Consider the following 14,800-nt stretch of genomic DNA (forward strand, 5'->3'; position numbering starts at 1 on the left):
CCGACAATTTCGCGGGCTTTTCCGCCCCCTGTTGAGGCTCCGGTGTCCGGCCCGCCTCACGGGCTGGTCATGGGTACGCCGTCGAGGCCGAGCAAGGGGATCTTCAGGCTGGCCAACCACAGGTTGGTGGGCCGGTCGACGGCGTACAGCACCGTGCCGCGCATGCCGCGGGTGGCCAGCACCCGGTAGGTGTTGCGGGCCACCATGTCGAAGTTGCGTGCGCCGCGCTGGTCGTCGTCCTGGTTACGGACCCGCTCGGCCACCCACCTGTCCGTCCGCCAGACGAGGTCAGGGCCGACGATGACGCCGGCGTAGTCGTATTCGAAGCCCTGGGCGCTGTAGACGCAGCCGATCTGCCCGTACCCGCCCGGGTCCGTGGCCCACAGGGGCCAGGGCGGAATGCGCCCCAGGTGCTTCTTGGCCTGCAGGTTCCATGGGCGCCGCCATTCCTCGATCTCGACGTCCAGCGGCAGGGCGCCGTCGTCCTTCGGCGGATTCCAGGGCCAGCAGAAGCCCGCCGCGATGCGGGCCTTGTGCTTGTTGCGCATCTGCTCGTTGAGGAAGACCTCCATGGCGGCGGGTGTCGGGGCGACGTAGAGCTCGTATCCCTCGACCGGCCGCCAGACCGGCAGGTCCTGGCCGGGGCGCAGCCCGAACAGCCGTCCGACCCAGTCGACGTAGGCCGGGGACCCGCCGCAGCGGAACTGGTGCCGCAGGTTGATCTGGTGGACGTCGCAGCCGAGGCGTTCGGCCGCGTCGCGAATCATCTCGACCGATCCCACCTCCCCTCGGCGGACGATCTGGTGCTCGTCGAGCAGGAACACCGGCACTTGGGCGGCGTCGATCAGTTCGTCCACCTGAAGGGGCGGCTCGCGGAGGTCGTCGTCGCCGCGGCGGTTGCGGGAGGTCTCGCGGACACGGTGCGCCTCGTCCGCGATGAGCACGTCGATGTCGTTGGGGGTGGCGTCGGCGAAGGTGTTGAAGTAGGTGAAGCCTCCGCGCTCATCGCCGGCCAGCCCGGCGTACCTCCACAGCGTCTGGGTGAAGGACCGGCTTCCGGTGGCGTGGAAGGCCCGCACGCCCTGCCGGTTGAACGCGCCGAGCAACTCGACCGCGATCACGCTCTTGCCGGTTCCCGGTCCGCCCACGATGAGCACGACCTCCTTGCGGGTGCCGCGCCTGCTCGTGGCCACCAGACGCCTGACGTAGTCGTAGGCCTCCCGCTGCTCGTCCAGCAGAGGGAAGACCTGTCGCCCGTGCGCGGCGTCGGCGACCCTGGTCATCAACCCCTCGGTCGAAGTCACCGGGGCCTCCAGCAGGAACTGGGCGTGCTCGGCCGCCTTCTTCGGCGACAGCAGTCGCAGCAGCGTCTCCTTGAACGCGTCTCGCTGATCGCCGCCGAACAGGGTGACCCACCCCGCGATCTCGTCGCCAAGTCCCTGCGCACGAGGCTTGATCGTCTCGACGTAGCGGCCTTCGGCGTTGTGCAGGTTCACGATCCCGCTGATGGTCGCGTCGCGCAGCAAGGGCACGTAGCTGGTGAGCACCTGGCGGTAGCCCCAGACCTGCGTCGCGGGGTGCAGCTGCGGCTTGCCGTCCCTGCTGATGCGGACCATGTCGCCGTCGGGCTGCACCCAGGACCACTGCTTGTTCTCCACCACCACGATCGACATGCGTCGTTCGTCCTTCGGGTGCGCGCCGACGAGCACCATGTCCATGCGCACGTCGGTGATCGGAGCTTTCAGCTCCAGCAGCACCTGCACGTCCCCGAGCCCCGCTTCCAGCAGAAGCTGCACCACCGTGGGGATGCTGCCGGCCCAGGAGCGCACCTCAGGGGCACCCGGCTCCTGCCACAGGACCTCCTCGAACCGCCTGGCGAGCTCACCGGGGAAGCCTCCATCGGCGAGGGCGGCGGCGAGTTCGCTGGCACTGTTCTGGTACAGGCACTGCAACGCCACGAGAGCGCTCCTTCGAGACGACGCCGGCCAGCGCGGTCGGCATACGCGAGCGGGGGGACGAAGGGTGGTGCGAGCCGCACTTTAGCGGCGATCACTGACAGCCTGTGCGGGGCACAGTCGGCAATTCCGATCTTCTCAGGCTGCTGCTGAACCGAGTGATCCGCTCCTCCTGCGCGCGAAGGAGCGGATCGCTTGTCTCTGGCCGTACGCCATTCAGCTCCTGAAAGCCCCCTCCGACCTCAGGAACGGATGGACCGTCAGGGCTGCTGCTTGGACTGGTCCCGCAACGACCGGACGTCCTGCTCGATGGCCTTCAAGTCGTCCACCGAGATGCCGGTCGCGACGGCTTCCCGCAGCAGGCGCGAGGTCTCCGCCTCGTGTTCCGCTTCCGCGAGCGCGGCGGCGATCTCCTTACGACGGGCGTCGAACACGGCGAACATCTGGCCGGTGCTGGCGAGCATGGCCTCGTGGGACACCTTGCCGGCCCCGTTCAGGACCTCGAAGTCGTTCATCTCGATGAAGCGGTCCGTCTGGCTGGCCCACTCCGCCATGGTCATGGTCTTGCGCCTGCGGGCCTGCAGTTCCGCGTAGTCGAGGAACTGCGTCGTCAGGATGTTGAGCATCTCCATCTCGTCGTGGTCGAGGTAGTTCTTGGAGACGCTGACGTCCGCCTTGCGCACCTTCTCGCCCTTCCAGCACGAGAGGCCCATGTTGGGCTTGTCGGGGTCGGCCCTGGCCACGATCAGCTCGGCCGCAGTGTGGCCAGTGACCGCGTACACCAGCTTGTTCTGGATGGTCGCGAAGAACGTGCTGGCGACGGGCGACTTCGAGTCGTAGTCCACGCTGGTGCTGAAGATGTCGCGCACCTTGAGGTAGAAGCGCTTCTCCGAGGCGCGGATGTCCCTGATGCGCGCGAGCAGCTCGTCGAAGTAGTCGACCCCCTTGGGGTCCTTGAGCCGCTCGTCGTCCATCACGAATCCCTTGACGAGGTACTCGCGCAGCGTCGTGGTGGCCCACTGCCGAAACTGCGTACCCCTGGGAGAACGCACGCGGTATCCGACGGCAAGGATGACCTCGAGGTTGTAGCAGCCGACGGTGCGACGGACCAGACGGTCGCCCTCCTGCCGAACTAGAAAGAAATCCTTTCCAGTTGCGTCCTCCGCCAGTTCGCCGTCCTCGTAGATGTTGTGGATGTGCTGCCCGATGTTCTGCGGCGTGACGCTGAAGAGCTCCGCCATCTCACTCTGTGACAGCCATACCGTGCCCTCCACTGCACGCATCTGGACCTGACTGCGTCCGTCCTCCGTCGTGTAGAGGATGAGCTCCCCTGGAGCATCGGCCATGAGGCCTCTCCTTGTCTCACATGAAACTGATCTCGACTTACCTACCGCCTCCGTTACCGATCCATTAGACACCAAGCTGGACACAGGTGTGGACATTGACTGAGTCATAACAACAGGTAACGATCACTAAGAGTGCCTTTTACCTGCTGATATACGTCAAGTAGGATTGGACACATGACGAGACATACCGTGCGGTCCCACCCTTGGATAGCGTTCGACTTCGACCCTCGGGAGCAGCTCGACTACCGTACGTGGATGCTCCTGGGAGAGGTGGTCTCCAAGGTCGCCCACATCGCAGGAGCGCCCCTGCAGCCGCAACTGGCCCACGACCTCAACCAGATCTTCTTGAGCAAGAGCGCCCACGCGACGACCCGCATCGAGGGCAACACCCTCTCGGAGGGGGAGGTGCTCCGACGGGTACGACAGGAACTGGACCTGCCGCCATCCCTCGAGTACCTCGGACAAGAGGTCGACAACATCGTTGACGCATACGACCTCATCGAATCCGATCTTCGCGGCAACAGGTCGCTCGCTCTGACCACGGATCGCATCAAGGAGCTCAACCGACTCGTCATGCGCGACGTGCCGGGCGCCGAGCGTGTGAAGCCAGGCGAGATCCGAACCGAGAACGTGCTCGTCGGCAATTATCGAGGGGCGCCGCCTGGAGACTGCGAAGACCTCCTCGATCAGCTGTGCAGGTGGCTCCGTGTGATATCCAAAGTCGCCGGCCCTGAATTACAGCAGCCGGCCGCGATACTGTCGGCATTCCTCGCTCACCTCTACATCGCCTGGATCCACCCGTTCTGGGACGGGAATGGACGGACCGCTCGCTTGGTGGAGTATCAACTACTCCTGCACGCGGGGGTGCCCAATCTCGCCGCGCATCTGCCGGCGAACTTCTACATGCGGACACGAACCCGCTACTACCAGGTGCTCGAGGAGAGCAGCACCATCCTCCACGGGCCGACAGGATTTCTGTTCTATGCGCTGCAGGGCTTCGCAGACGAACTGCGGGAGCAGGTCAAGATGATCCAAGCGCAACAGCTGCTGGTGGCCTGGGTGAACTTCGTCCACGATTCAGTACCCGATGGGCACACTGCTGCCAGTGTGCGCCAGCGGCATCTGGTGCTGGACCTCCCCATCGGCGAATGGACCAACATCAGCAAGATTCCGGAACTAACGCCCCGACTCGCCCGGGAGTACGCGGGCAAGACGCGAAGGACGGTGAGCCGCGACGTGAACACCTTGGAGGATCTGGGTCTCATCCTCAAGGGGCGTGGCCAGGTTCGCCCGTTCGTCGATCAAATGAGAGCCTTCTTGCCGCTGAAGGCTGAGATGCGCGAGCGGCGTATGCCGGAACCGTCACCCGAAGACCCTGGACACGTTCATTCCGTGTCGTAGTGAAAGTATGACTCCCGTGGTTCAGGGTGTGATGCCTTGCCTGTCCAGCCAGTCATTCCACGCGGCCACCACTCCATTGGCCAGTACGAAGACGTCGTATCGTTGATCGTTCGACGACGCTACCCAGGTGTGGCCGACCAGGATGCTGGAGCGTGGGATCATCCTCAACCTGAGAGGGACGGCAGGGTCGGCAGGGCAGGTATCGGGCGTGAAGGCGACGTCGATGTCTTGGCTGGTGAAAACGGCAGGACTGCCAGGGATGCGTCCGTCTCTGAGGGTGAGGTGTTTGGTGCCGTTGCACAGGTCCGCGCACATGGCCAGGGCCGGGGTCGCGGTGATATGCCGTTCCAGGGCCTGGTTGGTGACAGCATCGAGGCCTGCGGCCTGGTCGTTCTTCAGCCAGTCCTTGAGATGGTAGGCGTCTTGGAAGAAGTGGTAGAGCCGGTCGCGCGCCTCGGCGGCATCAAGAGGTGAGGGGGCTGCGGTCTCGGCGAGCCGAGCGTGGCTCCGGAGCATGCGCTCGTACTGATCACGCCAACCCTCGGATAGCGGCATCTTGTGCTTCCCTTTCCGCCCGGATGGGCGCTGTCACGTTCTCGCTGGGGGCGTTACGGTACGAGGCGCCATGACATTGCGCTGCCGGCGATCTCCTGTTCACCTTTCCGTGGCTCGTTGGGCTTCGACCAATGTCCGTAGGTCGGCCACCGTCAGCCATCGCGCCGTTCGATGGATCATTCGATGGCAGTTGGAGCATATGAGAGCAAGATCTTGAGATCGTGTTCGGGTCTTTCCGGTAACGCTGAGAGGCGTTCGATGGTGGCATTCGATGTAGTCCAGCCCTCTTGCGCCATAGGTGCGGTAGAAGTCGAAGCCGCATGCCTCGCATGCGATCGCCACACCATCTCTCTTGGCTTCAGCGATCTTCTTTCGCTTCAGCTTCGGGTCTCGTTCGCGTCGCAGGTGCATCTTGAGAAGGACGCCACCCTCTTCAATGCCCATATCGTCCGAAAGGTCTGGGTCTGGAAGGGCGGCCCCGCTTTCGTCCCAGAGTAGCAACGTGGTCTTTATCGTCTCGGCGAGGGCGCGCATCTCGGCTGGTCGTTCGAGGAAGTCTGCCAGTACCTCGCCGTCAAGGCGGTTGCCGTTGGTCCGCTTGCCCTTGTAGTCCGGATGGCACGTGATGATGTCCGACACCTTGCGCTCGATCCCGGCCGGATTGCGGAAGTCCGCACGACGTCCTTCGAGCGGATGAATCGCCGGACTCTGCAGCAGTTGAGACAGTTTAATCGCTCGCCGGCTCTCTTGGGCTAACGTCTTCCACTTGTTCGCCTCGGCCGCCGCGCACGCGAGGACGATTTCATCGCGAGTCCAGTTCGGGTTGCGGAGATAACGAACTGTGAATCCGAGTTCGCGGAGATGCCTGGCGACGGTTTGGTCTCCCCCCGAGAAGTCGTCCGACCTCCATACACGATCTCCACTCACTCCGTGCGCGTACCCGAAGATGGCCTTGGAGTCGTACAGCTCCCCGTCCAGTTCAAGGTAGTAGGCCGTGGCGGGGCCGAACCCCGCTGACTCGAGGAACTTTTCACGACCCAACCGCTTGAACTCAGCCACGGCGGCGATTACTGCGGAGGCGGTCACGTCAGCGAACGTCACGGCGTCGAACGTAGCGCACACGGCTGACATCTTGCGGAGGCTTCGCCGCCCGGACGACCGAGGCCTGCGTCCCGACTCCTGCTACGTCCAACTTGCGGACCTCAGCCCCCGCTCGCCTGTTACGAGGCGGGCGGGGGTTTCATCGTGTCCTGGTGCTGGTCGAAGAGAAGCCGGGTTGTCTACCACGCGTCAAGTTGTCTTGGGGTGTCGAGGCGAGTTCTCTGACCAGATTTCTGAGCGCCTCTCCGGCCTTCTCCTGGTCCTCGGGATGTAAAGCATCAGCAGCATTGCTTCAGGTCCACGCACTATCTAACCTGCGGGGATATTGACGGGCATGTCGCTGTACTGGACCGTCAGGGCACCGGGCATGCGGCCTGCCGGTAGGCGAGGGAAGGCCGCTCCACCGGTCATGAGGTTCACCAACCGCACGGAGAACCCGGCCATGACGGTGTATGTACCGATACTGCAAGGCAGTTACGGCGGCTTCCAGGCACTGAAAAACGCCACTCAACAAGTCCGAGGCTGTCTTCAGCCAATCATCGAAGTCATGCCAGAAGACGGATACGAAGATCTGGAGATAATCGCTGACCGTTTTGCTAGAGGGATCCAGAGCGCGGAACTGGGGACTATCAACATCGCGATCGACACGCGCCGCGTCGCCGACCGATTCGGTCGACCCACTGCCCAGAGGTTGCTGCGCCTGCTCGGCCGCAAACTTGCGGCCGACTGCCCATTCCGCCCCGTGATGCACATCGACGATGACCCCGATGAACTTGATGCCGTGCAGCACATCGCCGCCACCCATCACATGGGCGTATGCCTACGCATCAGCCAGCCGTACGCAGGTAATCTGCAGGACGCGGGGGCGATCTTCGGGCAGCTCCAGGTGGTAGACCAACCTGCGGAACGCACTGACGTAGTGATCGACTGGGGCTTCGTTGAAGCTGCTCCCGACGCTATTTCGGACGCGTTCACTGCGATCTCTTGGCCGATGGCAAACCTTGACGCGCACCCCTGGAAATCGATCACTGTTGCCGCAGGATCCTTCCCACCGCCAGCGTTCGTCAGAGACGCCTCGATGACAAAGATCACAGTAGTGGCCAGGCTGGAGGTGCCGCTGTGGGCTAAGATCCGGGAGCGATGGCCTGGCGCTTATTACGGCGACTACGTCATCAGCAACCCGGCCTCATCTCCGCCCAAGACCCGGGCCACTTCCAGTCTTCACTACACGGCCGCCCGCTCCTGGATCCTGTGTCGCAGACTGCGAGCAAAGACTGGGGCAGGCAACGTCTTCACCGACATGTGCCAGAGCTTGGTCGAGTCCCGCTACTGGCGTTCCTATGGACCAGCGTTCTCGTGGGGCGACCAGTGCTTTGCGATGCTGGCATGCCACAACGCCGATGCCGATCAGGCACGCCAATGGCGGGCGTACTCGATCTCTCACCACCTGGCGGTCGTCGCGGCTGAGATGCAGTCACAGCCCCCGCTAGAGTGACTCGGTTGGCATGCCGTAGTTGGCGTGCATGTCTTCCAACCAGGTCACTGCGAGAGCGGCCACCTGGGTGACGAGCCCGTAGATCTCGTCATGCTGCTTGTCGGACTCGCGCGGCTCCAACTCGGCTGCAAGCTGGCCCACCTTCGCCATCATCGCTCTGAGACGGAACGTCTCCAGTTGGTACGGAGTCACCGCCTTGCTCTCGCGGAGGCGCTTACGTTCACTCTGCACGTTCTCCAAGACGGCGCTGAGTCGTAGCCTGCCCGCGTGCGCCTGCACTGCTGCGACCATGAACTCGGCGACCTCGCGCGGGTACGCAGCGTCGGCGACTTCGATGTAGAGGTCGTATTCTTCGCCGTGGCCGGCCGCAATTGCCCACCCGCCGTGCTCATGCCGGTCAGGGTTCGACTCGGATGGGATGACCCGCCAGGTGATCGGGTCGATGTTGTCGATCTGCTCGGGTCTGGGTATCGGAGTGTGCATCATGTCCCCTTCTTCTGATCCGATGTGGAACTGTTGCGATCCCCGGGTGCGGTGAGGGTGGCCTCCCATCGTGGCGGGACACCTCCGTTGATCGCCATAGTCGGGACCGCCCGGGTAAAGGCGGCATGGTGATCCTCTTTCGAGGCATGACAGGTACGTCCCTGCGGACAGAGTGCTCAAGAGTGTTCAAGACGCCAGGTACACCTCCACCTTGTTTATGACCATGGCGGCGATGAATAGTGCGACGTCGTCTGCGGTCACGGCCGCCGACACCTTGACGATGCGGCGCACCAGCAGCAGCTCGTAGACGAAGTTGGCCGCAGGCAGCATGGTGGTGACCGGTACGACCTACGACCATCAGCCGACGTCGGTCAGCACCCACCCGAATGCGGCGGGCTGATAACCACGATCAGGCCCGAGTAGCAGCACAGCGGCGGCGAGCAGGTAGTCCTCTGGCCGTAGGGCGGCCGGGACGGTGTATGCATGTCGGTTTCCTTTCGGAGGTTGGGGCCCGGCGTCGCTTCCCCGTCGCCGGCTGCGTCCTAGTCGTTGAACTGGACGATGCAGAAGAGATGCTTACGCTGGCCTCCCAGCGAGACCGCAGCCTCCCAGTCCTCCTCGGTGAGCGTCTTCTGGTTGGCCTCGGGGACGATGTTGACGTCTGGGGTGCGCTCCATCCGGACGAGCGTCTCGTCTACGAGCTGCCGCGGGTAGTCCGTGAGATGTTTGCGCAGATCGGTGAGGCTGCACCAGTCTGGTCGGCCCCACGCGTCAATGCGGGCGATGGTGGGGTAGATCTCGCGGATGCGGGCTGCCACCGTCTCGTGCGTGGCGGGTTCGGCGTCCTCGATGAGCATGATGACCCAGCGTCCGTCAACCTTCTTGCCGGTGACGCCGTGCTCCCGGATCTTGCCGTTGGCGAGCCACCGGTACAGGGTGCCGACGGAGATGCCCAGGTTGGCGGCGGCCGACGTGGCGGTCTCGGTGGGAATCTCGCTCATGGCGCTGCTCCTGGCTGGGCTGTCGTGCTCGGTCTGCTTCAGGGACGTGGCGGCCTGCTTGGCATCGTCAACGCGTTGCCTGGCGACAGCAAGTGCATCCTGGTCGCCGACAGCTTTAGTGGTCTCTAGAGCCTTGCGAGCCCGGCACAAGCGCTGCCGAGCGGCCTGCGCGGCACGGCTGCTGCTATGGCCGGCGCACCGTCTGCCACCTTCGGCCTGGGATCGGCACATGTCACGTCCCTTCACCGCAGCCGGGCGACGAGGCGGTTGCGTTCACGTCCGGACAGACCGCCCCACACGCCGAACCGCTCGTTGTGCTCGAGCGCGTACGCCAGACATGCCGCTCGGACATCGCACCCTCGGCACACCTGCTTGGCGGCGGCGGCGCTGCCGCCCTTCTCGGGGAAGAACGCCTCCGGGTCGGTTTGCGCACACAGCCCATCGTTCAGCCACGCCAGCGCGCCGGGACCCTCAGCGGTCGGAATGGCTCTGGCCATGCCCGCCCCCGTTCCGGTTGAGCAGGCGACCCGGCCGGACGCCGGCCAGGCGGACGACGCCGACAATGACGGCGCAGGCGAGTACGGCGAGCAAGACGCCGACGGCCACAAGCAGCACAGCCAGGGCGGGCGTGATGGTGAGCGCGTTGCCGCCGACGGCCAGGATGAAGATCAGGGCGATGGCTCGCATGAGGGTGTCCTCACTGGTTGAGGGTGTACAGGTTGCGGCCCGCGCGGACGACGTCGCCGTTGTCGGCAAGCTGGCCGAGTTCGTTGCGTACGGAACCGGTGGTCTTGATCTGGCGGCCGCCGTCCTGGTTGACGATGTCGAGGCACTCCTCGGGGGTCAGCGGCTGGTCTGAGGTGGCCAGGGCGGCGAGGACCCGGTCTTGCAGTCGCGCCTGCCCTGCGCCTTTGCCGCGGCCCGTGGAGCTGCCTCGCCCCGCCTGCGTCTTTTCGGCGTACTCGTTCTGCAGCGCGGAGCACAGGGCCGCCATGGCTGCCGGGTCGTGCCGGGCGGCGCATGCCGGGCCGGCCGCATCCCGGGAGGTCTTCTCCAACTCGGGCGGCTTGCCTGGCCCGTATAGGGCCAGAATCTCGGGGTCCAGGCCAGGCAGCGGCTCGATGGAGCCGATCCGCCAGTGCCGCATCATGCTGGTCGGGTGCGGGCCGGACAGGAGGTAAGCGGTGCCCTGCGTGTCACAGACGTCGTCATCGTCGTCGGTGTGCCGGTCGAACTGGGAGCGCAGCGCACGAGGCTTGAACTGCTTGCGGATGAGCGGCAACTCCTGCGCAGCGGACAACAGGCCGTCGCCGACCAGTTGGGCCATGATCTGAGACGACCACCTGAGCAGAACGACCTCGCCCTCCTTCAGCATGGCGCGCAGCGTGTCCGAACCGCCGAGTTCTTCCAGGTGGGAGGCTTGGGCCTCCAGCTCGATACCAACGCCGACCGAACGTCCCGTCCGGCCGAGCTCCTTGACCAGGTAGGTGCCTTCGTCGCGATACGGTGCGCCCAGCTCCAGCAGCCGGTTGGCCTCGCTGATGCGTACGGAGAGCAGCGGGTCTGGGTCTCCGAGGAGGAAGGCGTTGCGCCCCAGCGCCGCGTATCGGCGCTGTCGCGCCTGGGCGACGGCGACGGCCGCCCGCAGTATGAGGACGACCCCCTCCTGCGTCGTGGCGTAGAAGTCGACGTTGTCCGCAGCCTCTGGGGCGCTCTGGCCGCTCTTCAGGTCCCCGTACCAGGAGACGATCCGGTTGCGCTTCTCGCAGGCCAGGACGTACTGAACGACGCGGGACTTACCGGCGCCGGTCGTGCCCAGCACGAAAGCTCGCTGGGCAGACCCGGAGCGCGGATCGAACAGGCGGCGCCTGGCCGGCCTGCCGTTGTGGTAGCGCCCGACCACGATCCGGCCGTGCCTGTCCATCATCATGTCGGCCACGGTGGGCGGCGGCATCACCGCGAGCGGGTTGGCCGGGTAGACGGTGACGATGGCGCGGCGGCCGTGGATCTCGACGACGACCCGGCCTGGATCATCTTCCACTCCGAGCGCTGAGCAGAGCGCATCGTGGTTGACCTTGATGACCTGGCCGGGCGGAGCTTCGAGCATCAGCTCGACGATCTCGTCGCTGTTGGCCAGCGTGAGTGCACTCATCGGTCAGTCCTCCTCGTCCGGGACGGGGGGCCGGCCGCTGCGCACGCTGGTCAGTACGGTCCCGGGCATGGCCTTGGGTGCGATCTTGTCGGCCCACACGGTGGCGGGGGTTCGGTCCTCGTCTGGCTGGCCGACGGTGATGAACTGGTAGGCGGAGCCGCAGCCGGGCACCGGACCGATCGTGATGTCGTTCTCGGGCACATTCATCAGCGCCGATAGGCGCTTCTTCGAGATGTCCGGTACAGGCTGGCCGGGCACGGTCGAGCAGATGATCGCCCGCATCGCTTGCTCGCCGGTCCGCTCGATGTGATTGAGCGCAGTGCGGGGCCCGGCACCGCCCTCGACGGCCACGTTGTGGGCCCACCAGCCAGCGACTGGGTGGTCGCACACCACCTGCGGCTTGGGCTCCTCGACGGGCGCCAGAGCGTACGAGGGCGGCGGGGCCAGCATGCGGCGGGCGACCTCGGCGGGCCGCGTCACCCACGTCCCAACGGTCCACACGGCAAGGGCCGCGGCCTCACCCCAGTGGATGCCGGGCACGATCCGCTCGGCGACCAGCAGGGCCGCCAGGCTGGCGCCCGGCATCAGGTACAGCACACTGGCGGTCGCCCGCTGGTGGCCTTCCGGCTTCCAGACTCGTAGCGTGCCCAGCCCGGCCAGGGTAAGCGCCGCGTCCGCCAGCAAGGAGGCACCCGTGTAGTCGCCAGTGAACAGGCCGACGCCCGCTGCGGCGGCCCCAGCGAGGGTCGCGAGTCGCCCTGTCATGCTCTGTGCGACGGCGACGCGCAGCCGCGCCCGGTGCAGCGCGAGCCAGCCCTCCGGGAGCGCTACTTCCACGGCCGCCAGAGGCGACGGCGTCTTCGCCACGGTCGTCTCCCCTCTCAGATCAGCGGTTGGAGTAGAAGCTCGCGTCGGCCATCGGCACGGGCATGGCGCGGGCCGTATCGGCGACCGGGCCGTAGTCGGCCTGGTGAGCGGCTGAGGCTTCGGTGAACAGCGAGCCGAGTTCTTCGGCTTCGACCGCCATCGCCTCGGCGTAGCCGAGCACCATCCGCATGACGGTGGCGGCCTGGTGGTGCTCGCCGACGGTGTCCCGGTCGACGGTCAGCGACGCCATCTGCTCGGCCAGACGGTCCGTGCTGCGCGCGCAGCCCTCCACGTAGCGGTAGGTGGCGCGCACGCTCTCGCCCACCCAGCGCAGCCGGGCGCCGGCGATGGCCAGCTGGGTGATGACGATGACGTACGTGACGACCGTCACCAGCACGCCGGCGCTGGCCTCGACGGCCTGCCCGGTTGCTGGTTCCAGCTCTGACATGGGTCCTCCTGCTGTTAGTCGAGGTGGTATTCGCGTTCGGCCGGTCGGACGTGGCCCATGTCGCGGGTGACGTCGGCGAGCGGCCGGTGTCTCGCGGCGGCGTTGTCGCCGGCGACCGAGATGGCTTCGGAGGCGGCGGGCAGGTGCACGGAGATCGAGACGGCTCGGGCTCGCACACTGGCGGTCTTCTCCATGAGCCGCACCACCAGCCGCTCCAGCACGCCCGGGACTTTCAGCTCGACGACCTTGGCGTGCAACTCCTCGAGGGTCGAGTAGAGCCGCTCGCAGGACCGGGCGGTGGCGCGGGCATCGTCTACCCCGGCCAGGATCTCCTCGGCCATGTCGGCGTCGGCGTCGGTCACATCGAAGATCGTCAGCTCGGCGTCGCGGTACTGCGCGGTCGCCCGGCTGGGCATGGTCATGGTGGCTCCGTTCGTCGGGGTCGGGGTTGACGGCGGAGAGGATGGCGAACCGGCCGCCAGCGCGGGCCGCCCTCCGGCGGGTGGCCCAGTCAGAACTGGGGACGGCGACGGCGGATTGGGCTCGTACCGCTGCGGCACCCGCTCATCGACCCGCTCGGTCTTGTCGACCCAGGCCGTCCGGTCCGCCCCGGGCGGCGGGCGCATGTCCTCCCACCCGGGAGGTGGCGGAGGCGTCCCAGCGGCGCCTCGAGTCCGCGTTGTGCCTCCGCGACCGGGGTCAGGACGACCATGCCGGAACCAGCGCCTCCACCGCCCGCTAGCGTCGGCGCGCTTGGGTGGCTTCCATGACCAGCGCGGCGGCCCCCAGCCGGGAAACGCCGAGCGGTGCCAGCGCTTCACCCGCCGGCTGCCGTCCTTCCAGGCCTGACGTGCCCACGACGTGCGGCGACGGCGCTTCACATGGGGGCTCTGGGTGTTCTTGCGGCTCCAGCGTTTCCGCGCTTCGAGGGCCTTGTCGCCGTCGGGCCCGGGACGCCGCTTGGGACTCTTCCACTTCAGCTTCTTGGGAGGCTTGATCTTCGACACCTTCTTGCCGCCGCCCGGACGGCCCGACATCCAGCCCTTCGGGCCTTTGCCGTCGCGCTTGTCCTTGGGTGCCTTCCACCGCAGCTTTCCGCCAGGCTTCTTCGGCGTCTTCGAGGCCGGTGTGGTCTTGCCGTCGGTCTTCGTTTTGGGCCGCTTCGGCGGCTTACTGTCCGGCCTGGTCTGAACACAGGAGTCGGAGCCGAGTCCGCCCTTGCTGCGCTTCTTACGCCGCTTGGACGCGTCTCCGTGGCCACCGGTCTTGCCACCCTTGCCCGCCTTCAGCAGGCCGCGGTATGGCTTCTTGTGATCTTTCCTACTCTTCGCGAGTCCGTGCCCTCCGGAGTGGTCCTTCGGGCGCCCCTTCGGCCTCTTGGGATCCTTATGGCCTCCGTGTCCAGAGCCTCCTCCGTGCCCGCCACGTCCCCCGCCGCGACGCCGGCGCGAACCCTCGGGAGGGGAGCCCGACAGTAGGCCGTGGCCGTTCGACCCGCCCCGTCCATGCCCGCCAGCGGCCTTGTGGCCCGCCTTGTCGGCACGGGCCCGCGCCTCATCCGCGAGTGCCGCACGCCGTCGTGCCCGATGCCACATGCCCTGCGCTGCGGCCACACCGAGCGCGGTCATCAACGCCATGGCGACGGCGAGCATGTCCCGCGCGGTCGGATGGTCGGGGTCTTCCGGCGCGGGCGGCGTGAACGCGCCCTCCTCATCGCCATCGTCCGGGCCGGAAGCGGCCGACGGCAAGCCGGGCATGGAGAGCGCTACAGGCGGCCGCATGTCGTCCACGGACAGCAGGTTCGGCCACACACCCGGGGCACCGCCGCCGTCCTCCTCGCCGGTGTGCGTCACGCCCGCGAAGACAGGGATGCGCGGCTGAGGCTCGGGAGGCAGCGGCGGGAGCGGCACGGAAGGGGTCTCCCCTCGTGGCTGGAAACGCACCACATTCGCGTCATCGTCGTCCATGATCCGCGCCCCCCATGCATCGACGGACA

Annotated in this window: 16 protein-coding genes; 3 read left to right on the forward strand and 13 right to left on the reverse strand. The window is 66.2% G+C overall.

The window, feature by feature from the left end; translation table 11 throughout:
* Positions 1-56: 56 nt before the first annotated feature.
* Together ETD85_RS00715 and ETD85_RS00720 are read right to left on the reverse strand one after the other, a co-directional pair.
* Positions 57-1,958, reverse strand: a complete 1,902-nt coding sequence (locus ETD85_RS00715) for a DUF2075 domain-containing protein (protein WP_138687593.1) — start codon at positions 1,956-1,958, stop codon at positions 57-59.
* A 257-nt stretch (positions 1,959-2,215) separates the two neighbouring features.
* Complete coding sequence (locus tag ETD85_RS00720) at positions 2,216-3,301, reverse strand: virulence RhuM family protein (protein WP_138687594.1); 1,086 nt, start codon at positions 3,299-3,301, stop codon at positions 2,216-2,218.
* A gap of 255 nt (positions 3,302-3,556) precedes the next feature.
* Between ETD85_RS00720 and ETD85_RS00725 the strand changes: the two genes are divergently transcribed.
* Positions 3,557-4,702: a Fic family protein gene (locus tag ETD85_RS00725; protein WP_170246438.1), complete on the forward strand. Its 1,146-nt coding sequence runs from the start codon at positions 3,557-3,559 to the stop codon at positions 4,700-4,702.
* Positions 4,703-4,723: 21 nt separating this feature from the next.
* Here the strand turns inward: ETD85_RS00725 and ETD85_RS00730 are convergent, their stop codons facing one another.
* Positions 4,724-5,257, reverse strand: coding sequence for a hypothetical protein (locus ETD85_RS00730; RefSeq protein ID WP_138687596.1), 534 nt, complete (start codon positions 5,255-5,257; stop codon positions 4,724-4,726).
* A 99-nt stretch (positions 5,258-5,356) separates the two neighbouring features.
* Complete coding sequence (locus ETD85_RS00735; protein WP_206058004.1) at positions 5,357-6,358, reverse strand: HNH endonuclease; 1,002 nt, start codon at positions 6,356-6,358, stop codon at positions 5,357-5,359.
* A 334-nt stretch (positions 6,359-6,692) separates the two neighbouring features.
* Here ETD85_RS00735 and ETD85_RS00740 point away from each other — a divergent pair, with 334 nt between their 5' ends.
* Positions 6,693-7,853 (forward strand): beta family protein, encoded by a 1,161-nt coding sequence (locus tag ETD85_RS00740; protein ID WP_138687598.1) that lies wholly within the window; start codon positions 6,693-6,695, stop codon positions 7,851-7,853.
* On the opposite strand, the gene ETD85_RS00745 is transcribed toward ETD85_RS00740, so the two are convergent.
* The 9 genes from ETD85_RS00745 to ETD85_RS00780 form a co-directional block, all read right to left on the reverse strand.
* The gene (locus ETD85_RS00745; protein ID WP_138687599.1) at positions 7,845-8,339 is read right to left on the reverse strand and encodes a hypothetical protein; all 495 of its coding nucleotides are present in this window, start codon (positions 8,337-8,339) and stop codon (positions 7,845-7,847) included. The genes ETD85_RS00740 and ETD85_RS00745 overlap by 9 nt on opposite strands.
* A 183-nt stretch (positions 8,340-8,522) precedes the next feature.
* A complete protein-coding gene (locus tag ETD85_RS62790; protein ID WP_170246439.1) occupies positions 8,523-8,666 on the reverse strand; it encodes a hypothetical protein in 144 nt (47 codons plus the stop codon).
* A gap of 212 nt (positions 8,667-8,878) precedes the next feature.
* Complete coding sequence (locus ETD85_RS00750) at positions 8,879-9,337, reverse strand: MerR family transcriptional regulator (protein WP_138687600.1); 459 nt, start codon at positions 9,335-9,337, stop codon at positions 8,879-8,881.
* A 242-nt stretch (positions 9,338-9,579) separates the two neighbouring features.
* On the reverse strand, positions 9,580-9,834 hold the full coding sequence (locus ETD85_RS00755; RefSeq protein ID WP_138687601.1) for a WhiB family transcriptional regulator: 255 nt from the start codon (positions 9,832-9,834) through the stop codon (positions 9,580-9,582).
* Entirely contained in the window at positions 9,809-10,024 is a 216-nt protein-coding gene (locus ETD85_RS00760) for a hypothetical protein (RefSeq protein WP_138687602.1), read from the reverse strand. Before ETD85_RS00760 ends, ETD85_RS00755 begins: the two co-directional genes overlap by 26 nt.
* 10 nt (positions 10,025-10,034) lie before the next feature.
* Positions 10,035-11,489, reverse strand: a complete 1,455-nt coding sequence (locus ETD85_RS00765; protein WP_138687603.1) for a transfer protein — start codon at positions 11,487-11,489, stop codon at positions 10,035-10,037.
* Positions 11,490-11,492: 3 nt separating this feature from the next.
* Positions 11,493-12,356, reverse strand: coding sequence for a hypothetical protein (locus ETD85_RS00770; RefSeq protein WP_138687604.1), 864 nt, complete (start codon positions 12,354-12,356; stop codon positions 11,493-11,495).
* 19 nt (positions 12,357-12,375) lie between these two features.
* On the reverse strand, positions 12,376-12,804 hold the full coding sequence (locus tag ETD85_RS00775; protein WP_138687605.1) for a hypothetical protein: 429 nt from the start codon (positions 12,802-12,804) through the stop codon (positions 12,376-12,378).
* Between the two features lie 14 nt (positions 12,805-12,818).
* The gene (locus ETD85_RS00780) at positions 12,819-13,226 is read right to left on the reverse strand and encodes a hypothetical protein (protein WP_138687606.1); all 408 of its coding nucleotides are present in this window, start codon (positions 13,224-13,226) and stop codon (positions 12,819-12,821) included.
* Between the two features lie 571 nt (positions 13,227-13,797).
* Between ETD85_RS00780 and ETD85_RS00785 the strand changes: the two genes are divergently transcribed.
* Positions 13,798-13,995 (forward strand): hypothetical protein, encoded by a 198-nt coding sequence (locus tag ETD85_RS00785; protein ID WP_138687607.1) that lies wholly within the window; start codon positions 13,798-13,800, stop codon positions 13,993-13,995.
* The last annotated feature ends 805 nt before the right edge of the window (positions 13,996-14,800 follow it).

Origin of the sequence: Nonomuraea zeae (assembly GCF_005889725.1) — a bacterium.
Classification (GTDB): Bacteria; Actinomycetota; Actinomycetes; order Streptosporangiales; family Streptosporangiaceae; genus Nonomuraea; species Nonomuraea zeae.